The organism is Streptomyces sp. sk2.1, assembly GCF_008120935.1.
Classification (GTDB): Bacteria; Actinomycetota; Actinomycetes; order Streptomycetales; family Streptomycetaceae; genus Streptomyces.
In genome coordinates, this window is the sequence record NZ_RDBO01000075.1 from 1 (window position 1) to 7856 (window position 7856).

Consider the following 7856-nt stretch of genomic DNA (forward strand, 5'->3'; position numbering starts at 1 on the left):
GTGGCGCAGGGCGGGCTGTGTCGCGTACTCGTCGGCGCCGATGTCCCGGGTGCTGCCGCGCTGGTCGCCGTCGATGTCGTCGGCCACGGTCGTTCCGGTCAGGGTGGCCGCGCCGATCGCCGGGCTGGCCGCCGACAGCCGGAACACTCCGTCCGGGCCCGCCACCAGCTTCGGATCGGCCCGGGTGAAGCCGCCGGACGGGATGTTGCCGTTGGCGGCCGCGCCCCACAGCATGTTGGTCCGCCAGGTGAAGCCGGTGGTGGCCCCCATCGCGACGAGGCTGCCGGTGCCGCCGACGAGCAGGTTGTCGGCGATGACGACGCCTTGGGGTTCGTACGTCCGGTTGGTCTCGCCCGAGAGCGTCTCGGCGTTGTCGACCAGGGTGTTGTGCGCGATGACCGCACGGTCGCAGGCGTCGTTGCCGCGCCGCTCCTCCTGCGTCTCGCCCGAGTTGTGGTCGCGGGTGGTGCCGCTGCCGACGACCAGGGCCCGCTTGGACAGCCCGGCGAGGTAGTTGTTGACAACCACGTGGTCGTTGCCGTAGAGCCGCACGCCCTCCTCGCCGCCGATCAGGTAATTGCCCTCCACCCGGGAGCGGTTGCCGTGGCGCAGCACGATGCCGCCGCGGCTGTCCCGGATGGTGTTGTACCGGATGGTGTTGTCGGAGGACTTCACCGAGATGGCCTCGGGGTCGCCGTCGGCGCGCTCGAACAGGTTGTACTCCACGACCGCGTTCGCGGCGGACAGCGCCCGTCCGCTGACGCCGAGGCGGATGCTCTCGCCACCGTTGGACCCGGCGAAGCTGTGGTCGGAGAAGTAGTTCCGGAAGATGTGGGTCCGTTGGGCCATGTCGGTCGAGCCGGGACCGTCGACGACCAGGAAGATGCCTGTGGTCGTCTTGTTGTGGAAGTGGTTGCGGTCGATCTTCGTGTCGTTCGCCCGTACGACGACCCAGTACGGGTCACCGGTGTCCGCGTGCTGGAAGTCGTTGCGGGTCAGCCGGATCGAGGAGCAGTTCTCCGGGATCTCCAGCGTGAGGCTCTGCCGGAAGGCGAAGCCGCTGATGGTGATGTTGCTCGAATTGGCGAGGACGAAGCTGCGCTCGCCGCGCAGGACCGCGCCGCCGCGGCTCTTGGACACGATGGTGATGGGCGCCGCGCTGGTGCCGTTCTTGCCGGAGATGTTGATCGCGCCGCCGGCCGGAACCGTGTAGGTGCCGTCGGCCACGATGATGCGGTCGCCGGGGGCGGCGGCGTCGATCGCGTTCTGGAGCTCGGTCAGAGTACTGACGGACCTGTCGGTCGCCGAGGCGTCGACCGACATCGAGGTGCCGAGGGGTACGGCGGCGAGGGCCGCCACCGCGGTTCCCCTGAGGAACGTGCGTCGTTGCATGGTGCCTCCTGTAGCGACAAGGACATGACCGGGCCGATCCGTACAGCCCCCGCGGCTGGACGTGCCGGACGACCGGGAGCGGGGCGGCCGGCCCGGTCCGGGTCGGCCGCCCCGTCCTCCGGCGGTGCTCAGCGGGCGTGGGGGCCGACGTCGGCCGGGGTCAGCGGCCGGTTCCTGGGGGCCCTGTCCGAGTACTCGTCGGCGCCCACGTCCCGGAGCCGGCCGCGCGGGTGCCCGTCGATGTCGTGGGTGACCGGCGGCCGCCTGAGGGTGCCGGCGCCGATCGCCGGGCTGCCCGCCGACAGCCGGGCGACGCCGTCCGGGCCCGTCACCAGCTTCGGGTCGACGCGGGTGAAGCCGTCGGCCGGGATGTTGCCGTCGGTGGCCGCGCCCCACAGGATGTTGCCGGACCAGGCGAAACGTACGGTGTTCGCCATCGCGACCAGTTCGCCCGTGTCCGCGACGAAGAGGTTGTCGGCGACGGTGACGTCCCGCGGTTCGTGCGGGCGGTGGCTCTCCCCGGAAAGCGTTCCGTTGTTGTTCACAAGGGTGTTGTACGCGATGAGGACCCGGTCCGGCGCGTCATTGCCCCGGCGCGCTTCGGGTGTCTCGCCGGGCAGGTGGTCGCGCTCCGAGCCGCTGCCGATCACCAGGGCACGGCCCGACAGCCCGTTGAGGTGGTTGTTGACGATCACGTGGTCGTTGCCGTAGATCCGCATCCCTTCCGTGCCGTTGAGCAGGTGGTTGCCCTCCACCCGGGTGCGGTTGCCGTGGCGCAGGACGATGCCGCCGAAGCTGTCGCGGATGGTGTTGTACCGGATGGTGTTGTCGGAGGACTTCACCGAGATGGCCTCGGGGTCGCCGTCGGCGCGCTCGAACAGGTTGTACTCCACGACCGCGTGGGCACTGGACAGGGCGCGGGGGCTGACGCCGAGCCGGATCGGCTCGCCGCCGTTGGATCCGGCGAAGCTGTGGTCGGAGAAGTGGTTCCGGTACACGTGGACGCGCTGGGCCATCTCCTCGGTGCCCGCGCCCTCGATGCCGAGGTAGATACCGAGGGTGCTCTTGTGGTGGAAGTGGTTGTGGTCGACCGTGCTGTCGTCCGCGCGCACCATCACCCAGTGCAGGCCCTCGATGTCGGCGAGCTGGAAGTCGTTGCGGGTGAGCCTGATGTGGGAGCAGGTCTCGGGGATTTCCAGGGTGGTGCTCTGGCGGAAGGAGAAGCCGCTGAGGGTGATGTGGCTGGACCGGTCGAGGACGAAGCTGTGGGGCCCGTCGAGGACGACGCCGCCCGGGGTCCGGGCGGCGACGGTGATGGGCGCGCGCCCGCTGCCCTGCTTGTCCCGGATGGTGAGGGGCCGGTCCGGCGGAACGGTGTACCGGCCGTCGGCGACGACGATCCGGTCACCGGGCCGGGCCCGGTCGATCGCGGCCTGGAGCTCGTCCAGCGAGCCGACCGCGGCCTGGGCGGCGGTCGCGCTCGCGGTGAGGAGTCCGCCGGTGGGGACGGCGACCAGCGCTGCCCCTGCCGCGGTACCCATGAGGAACGTGCGGCGTTGCATGATGCCTCCGTGAGTGTGGTGGTGGACCGGCCGGGACGGGAACCGGCTCAGTCGTCGGCCCGGTCGTCCAGGGTGTCGAGGAACAGCTCGATGACGGGTACGGGGGTGTCGGGGCGCCGGACGGGGATCTTCAGGGTGAGCGTGCCGGCGGGCTGCCCGCCCATCTCCGTGTTGAGCGCGGGCCGGTCGGGGTCGATCCGGACCCGGATGATCTCCGACGCGTCGTTCAGCAGCTGGGCGTAGCGCACCCGGCCGGCGAGCCCGGGCAGGTGCAGATGGCCCAGCGGCCAGGCGAACAGGTGGACGTAGAGCCGGTTGCCGCGCCGGGTGTACCGGCAGTCGGCGGGTGCGGTGTACGGGGACGGGCCGCAGCCTCGGACGGACCGCTCGTGCAGGTCCATCCACCGGCCGATTTCGCCGAGGACGGAGACGGCGTGCGGGTCGAGTTCGCCGCGGCCGTCGGGTCCCACGTTGAGCAGCAGGTTGCCGCCCTTGGAGACGCCGTCGACGAGCATCCGGATCAGCAGGTCGGCGCTCTTGTGGTCGAGGTTGTCGCGGTCGTAGCCCCAGCTCCCGTTGAGGGTCTGGCACGCCTCCCACAGCACGGGCCGGCCGTTCTCGGTCATGGGTCCCGAGGGCTGGTACTGCTCGGGGGTGACGAAGTCGCCGGGCAGGCCGGTCCGGTCGTTGACCAGGATGTGCGGCTGGAGTTCACGGACCGTCTCCAGGAGCTTCGGGGAGTCCCAGTCGTCGGGTCCCTTGCCTCCCCACCAGGTCCGGCCCGCGTAGGAGAAGTCGAAGAACAGGTAGTCGATGCGTCCGAAGGACGTCAGCAGTTCCCGGACCTGGCCGTGCAGGTAGCGCTGGTAGTCGCGGATGTCGCGGTCGGCGTGGGCGGCCTTGAACTCCTCGTCGTCGCGCTGCGGGTGGGTGCCGTCCACGGGGAAGGAGGGGTGGTGCCAGTCGATCAGCGAGTAGTAGAAGCCGACCTTGAGTCCTTCGGCGCGGCACGCCTCGACGAACGGGCCGAGGAGGTCGCGGCCGTGGGGGGTGTTGGTGACCTTGTATTCGGTGAGGGCGCTGTCCCACAGGCAGAAGCCGTCGTGGTGCTTGGTGGTCAGGACGACGTAGCGCATGCCCGCCGCCCTGGCCGCCCTGGCCCACCGGACCGGGTCGTAGCGGTCGGGGTCGAAGTGGTCGAAGTAGACCTGGTACTGCTCGTCGGTCAGCTTCTCCCGGTTCTTGACCCACTCGTGCCGGGCGGCCAGGGAGTACAGGCCCCAGTGGACGAACATGCCGAACCGGTCGGTGGTGAACCAGGTCGTCTCCGGGCTCCCGGCGGGGGCCGGAGACGACCTGGTTCACCACCGACCGGTTCGGCATGTTCGATCATCATGCCGATGTGCAAGCCGGCGCTCGGGGTCATGGGGGCATCGCTCCTTGTCGTCGATGTCCGCCGGCASTGCCGGCGCGTCGACCGGTGTGACCGGAAGGTGGTGTCGTGCGGGGTGGTTCGGGGCGCGGTGCGCGGCGGGCCGGCCATCGGTCCTTGCTGACCGGCCCGCGGCAAGGGGCGCCGGGCGCCGTCCGGTCAGCCCTTCAGGGCGCCGGAGGACAGGCCGTGGACGAAGGAACGCTGGAAGAACAGGAAGACGATCACGGAGGGGAGCAGGGCCAGCAGGGACGCCGCCATCACCACCCCGGGCGTGACGGCGGGGTCGACCCGCAGGGTTCGCAGCGCCAGCGGGAGCGTGTAGGAGGAGGAGTCGGTGGAGACCAGGAGGGGCAGCAGGTACTGGTCCCAGATCATGGTGAAGCCGAAGACTCCGATGACCCCGAGCGCCGGCTTGCACATCGGCATGATGATCTGCGCGAAGATGCGCAGGTCCCCGGCGCCGTCGATCCGTGCGGCCTCCTCCAGTTCCTTGGGCACGTCCTTCATGAACTCGGTCATCACCAGGATGGAGAATCCCCACGCGCCCAGCGGGACGATCATTCCGGCCAGGGTGCCGATGAGGTTGAAGTGGACCACCGGCAGGTCCGCGAGGATCACGGACAGCGGGAGGGCCAGGATCTCCTCGGGCAGCATGAGCGTGGCCAGGATGGCGACGAGCACCAGTGTCATCCCGGGGAAGATCTTCCTGGCCAGCGCGTAGCCGGCGAGGACGGAGACGGCCACCTGGAGCAGCAGTCCGAAGCCGACCACGAAGAACGAGTTCAGCAGGTACGCGAGCACGCCCTGGTCGAAGGCGATCCTGAAGTTGTCCAGGGTCGCGCCCGAGGGGATGACGCTCAGCTGGGTGGGGTCCTTGACGTGGCCGAAGGCGCTGACCAGCAGGGCCAGCAGGGGGCCCGCGAAGACGATCAGTACCAGCAGGTAGGTGACGGCCTTCAGGATCCGTCCGCCCGGGCTCCTGCTCTCGGTCAGGCCCAGGGCCGTCTCGGTCGGCGCGTTCATTTGCTCTCCCTCCGTCGCAACAGGTGGACGGCGATGGTCAGGATCAGCGTGGCGACGAAGAGCAGGACGGCTCCCGCCGCGCCGACGCCGAGCCGGTTCTGCTCCAGCCCCAGCTTGTAGATCAGGGTCATCACGACTTCGGTGGAGCCGTCGGGTCCGCCGTTGGTGAGGAGGAAGACCTCGGTGAAGACGCGCAGTCCGCGGATCGCGGCGAGGATGAACAGGATCGAGAACACCGATCGCAGTCCGGGCACCGTCACGTGCCACACCCGCTGGAACCTGGACGCGCCGTCGACCTTCGCGGCCTCGTACAGGCCGCGGTCCACGCTCGTGAGTCCGGCGAGGAAGATCATCATGTCGTAGGGGGCGCCGCGCCAGATGCCGGTGGCCATGATGGAGGCCATCGACGAGTCGGGGTCGTTGATGAACCCCGAGGGGCCGAATCCCACCAGGCCGAGGATGGAGTTGAGCATGCCGTCCCCGGTCGGGTGGTACATGATCCGCCACAGCTCGGCGACGACCGCGATCGGTACCACCACCGGCAGGAACGCCGCGGAGCGCACGAATCCGAGGCGACGGCCCTGCCCTTCCATCAGCAGGGCGAGCACGAGGCCGAGGAGCATCGAGCCGGCGGTCTGTCCGGCGGCGAGGACGACGGTGTGCCACGCCGCCTCGCGGAAGCCGTCGGACTGGAGCACCGTGGAGTAGTTCTCGGTGCCGACCCACTTGTTGCCGAGGTAGGGCTGTACTTCCTGGAAGGACATGGTCAGCGCGCTGGCCATGGGGATGAACTTGAAGTACAGGAAGAGCAGCAGTGCGGGGGCCAGGAACAGCCAGGGCGTCCACCACCGGCCGCCCCGGCCGCTGCGCCCGCGGCGGCCGGTGGCGGTCCTGCCAGCCGGGCCGCCCGGGGTCCGGGCGGCGGGGCCGGCCGCCGGGAGGGCGGCCGGATCCGCCTGGTCAAGACTCATGACGCGGCGATTCCCTGTTCCTTGAGGATGTCGGCGAGCTGCTTGTCGAGTTCGCCGAGCTTGGTGTCGACGTCCAGCCCGCAGTCGGCCATCAGGGCGTTGACGGTCTCGGCCGTGGTCTGCCGCACGGGGGTCCAGTTCGGGATGGACGGGGCGTACCGGCCGGAGTTCTGGTAGACCTCGGCGTAGGTCGTCCAGCGGGGGTCGGGGCGGACCTCGGAGATCTTCACCGTCTTGTTGACGGGCAGCTGCACGGTGAAGCCGGTCTCGCCCTGCATGCCGGTCTTCTGGCCCTCGGCGGAGATGGCGAAGTCGGCGAAGGCGTCCTGGCCCGCCATGTTCTCGGAGCCGGCCATGAGGTAGACGGAGCCGCCCTCGGCGAGGACGGTGGCGTCCTTCGGGCCCTTGGGCATCGGCACGACCTCGTACTTGTCCTTGCCGAGCGTCTCGTCGAAGCGGGGCAGCAGGTACGGGCCGACGACGAACATCCCGGTCCGGCCCGCCTCGAACGTCTCGTTCGTGGGCGGGGTCTCCATGGTCACGGCGCCGGGCTGGATGGCCTTGTCCTTGCATCCGAGGTCGCGGAACCACTTCACCGCCTCGGCCGACTCCTTCGTGGCCATCGCGGGCTTGTACTTGCCTTCCCCGGCCCCGGTGATGAAGTCACCGCCCGCGGCCCAGAGGAAGTTGGAGAAGTACCAGGAGGCGTATCCGCGCTTGGTGGACAGGGGCGCGGCGAGGCCGTAGGTGTTCTTCTTGCCGTCGCCGTCGGGGTCCTTCTCGGTGAATGCCCTGGCCATCGCGGCGAAGTCGTCCCAGCTCCCGGGGACCTGGAGCTTCAGCTTCTCCCGCCAGTCCTTGCGGATGAGCAGTGCGGACGCCTGTGCCGAGTACGGCAGCCCGTACTGCTTGCCGTCCACGCTCTTGCCGGAGTCCAGCCCCTGGCCGACGACCTGTCCGCTGTTCTTGAGCTTGCCCAGGTCGATCTCCCGCAGCAGGCCCTGGCTGTGCATGGCACCGAGCTGCGTCACGTCGTTCATGACGATGTCGGGGAGTTTCTTCTGTGCGGCCCGCTGCTGCAGCTTGGTCTCGAAGTCGTCGAAGATCGCCGTGACTTGCACCTTGTAGCCGGTGGCCTTCTCGAAGGCCGCGGCGAGCCGGAGCGCCCCCTGCTCCCCCGGTCCGCCCGGTGTCGTCCTGGTCCACAGTTCGAGGGGGGCCTTGGGATCCTGTTTGGCGTCCACTCCCGCAGGCCCTGATGTACAGCTGGTGAGGACCAGTGCCGAGGCGAGAACACCCGCACCGATCCACCGCGATCTCTGCATGACAACTCCTGTTTCGACGCATCACAGCTGGCCTGGAAAGCGCTTGCTCGGGACGCTAACGGGGTCCGAATCCACGGTCAATAGTCCGATGAATACAAAAATTTAGCCGAAGCTCGCAAGACCCCCGGCACACCCCTCCCCCCACACC

At 69.3% G+C, this 7856-nt stretch carries 5 protein-coding genes and 1 pseudogene; all 6 read right to left on the reverse strand.

Features of this window, described 5'->3' with window-relative positions; all coding sequences use genetic code 11:
- On the reverse strand, positions 1-1392 hold a 1392-nt coding region (locus EAO76_RS26780; RefSeq protein WP_148838508.1), incomplete at its 3' end, for a polysaccharide lyase 6 family protein.
- A 128-nt stretch (positions 1393-1520) separates the two neighbouring features.
- The gene (locus tag EAO76_RS26785) at positions 1521-2954 is read right to left on the reverse strand and encodes a polysaccharide lyase 6 family protein (RefSeq protein ID WP_148838509.1); all 1434 of its coding nucleotides are present in this window, start codon (positions 2952-2954) and stop codon (positions 1521-1523) included.
- Between the two features lie 47 nt (positions 2955-3001).
- Positions 3002-4300: pseudogene (locus tag EAO76_RS26790) on the reverse strand (alpha-L-fucosidase); the annotation flags it as partial.
- Between the two features lie 245 nt (positions 4301-4545).
- A complete protein-coding gene (locus EAO76_RS26795; RefSeq protein ID WP_148838511.1) occupies positions 4546-5412 on the reverse strand; it encodes a carbohydrate ABC transporter permease in 867 nt (288 codons plus the stop codon).
- On the reverse strand, positions 5409-6383 hold the full coding sequence (locus EAO76_RS26800) for a carbohydrate ABC transporter permease (RefSeq protein ID WP_148838512.1): 975 nt from the start codon (positions 6381-6383) through the stop codon (positions 5409-5411). Before EAO76_RS26800 ends, EAO76_RS26795 begins: the two co-directional genes overlap by 4 nt.
- Positions 6380-7708 (reverse strand): sugar ABC transporter substrate-binding protein, encoded by a 1329-nt coding sequence (locus tag EAO76_RS26805; protein ID WP_148838513.1) that lies wholly within the window; start codon positions 7706-7708, stop codon positions 6380-6382. The genes EAO76_RS26800 and EAO76_RS26805 overlap by 4 nt, the downstream gene beginning before the upstream one ends.
- Positions 7709-7856 lie beyond the last annotated feature (148 nt).

Coding starts and splice junctions, on each gene's coding strand:
- EAO76_RS26785 (WP_148838509.1), bottom strand. CDS start 2,954: ATGCAACGCCGCACGTTCCTCATGGGTACCGCGGCAGGGGCAGCGCTG.
- EAO76_RS26805 (WP_148838513.1), bottom strand. CDS start 7,708: ATGCAGAGATCGCGGTGGATCGGTGCGGGTGTTCTCGCCTCGGCACTG.
- EAO76_RS26795 (WP_148838511.1), bottom strand. CDS start 5,412: ATGAACGCGCCGACCGAGACGGCCCTGGGCCTGACCGAGAGCAGGAGC.
- EAO76_RS26800 (WP_148838512.1), bottom strand. CDS start 6,383: ATGAGTCTTGACCAGGCGGATCCGGCCGCCCTCCCGGCGGCCGGCCCC.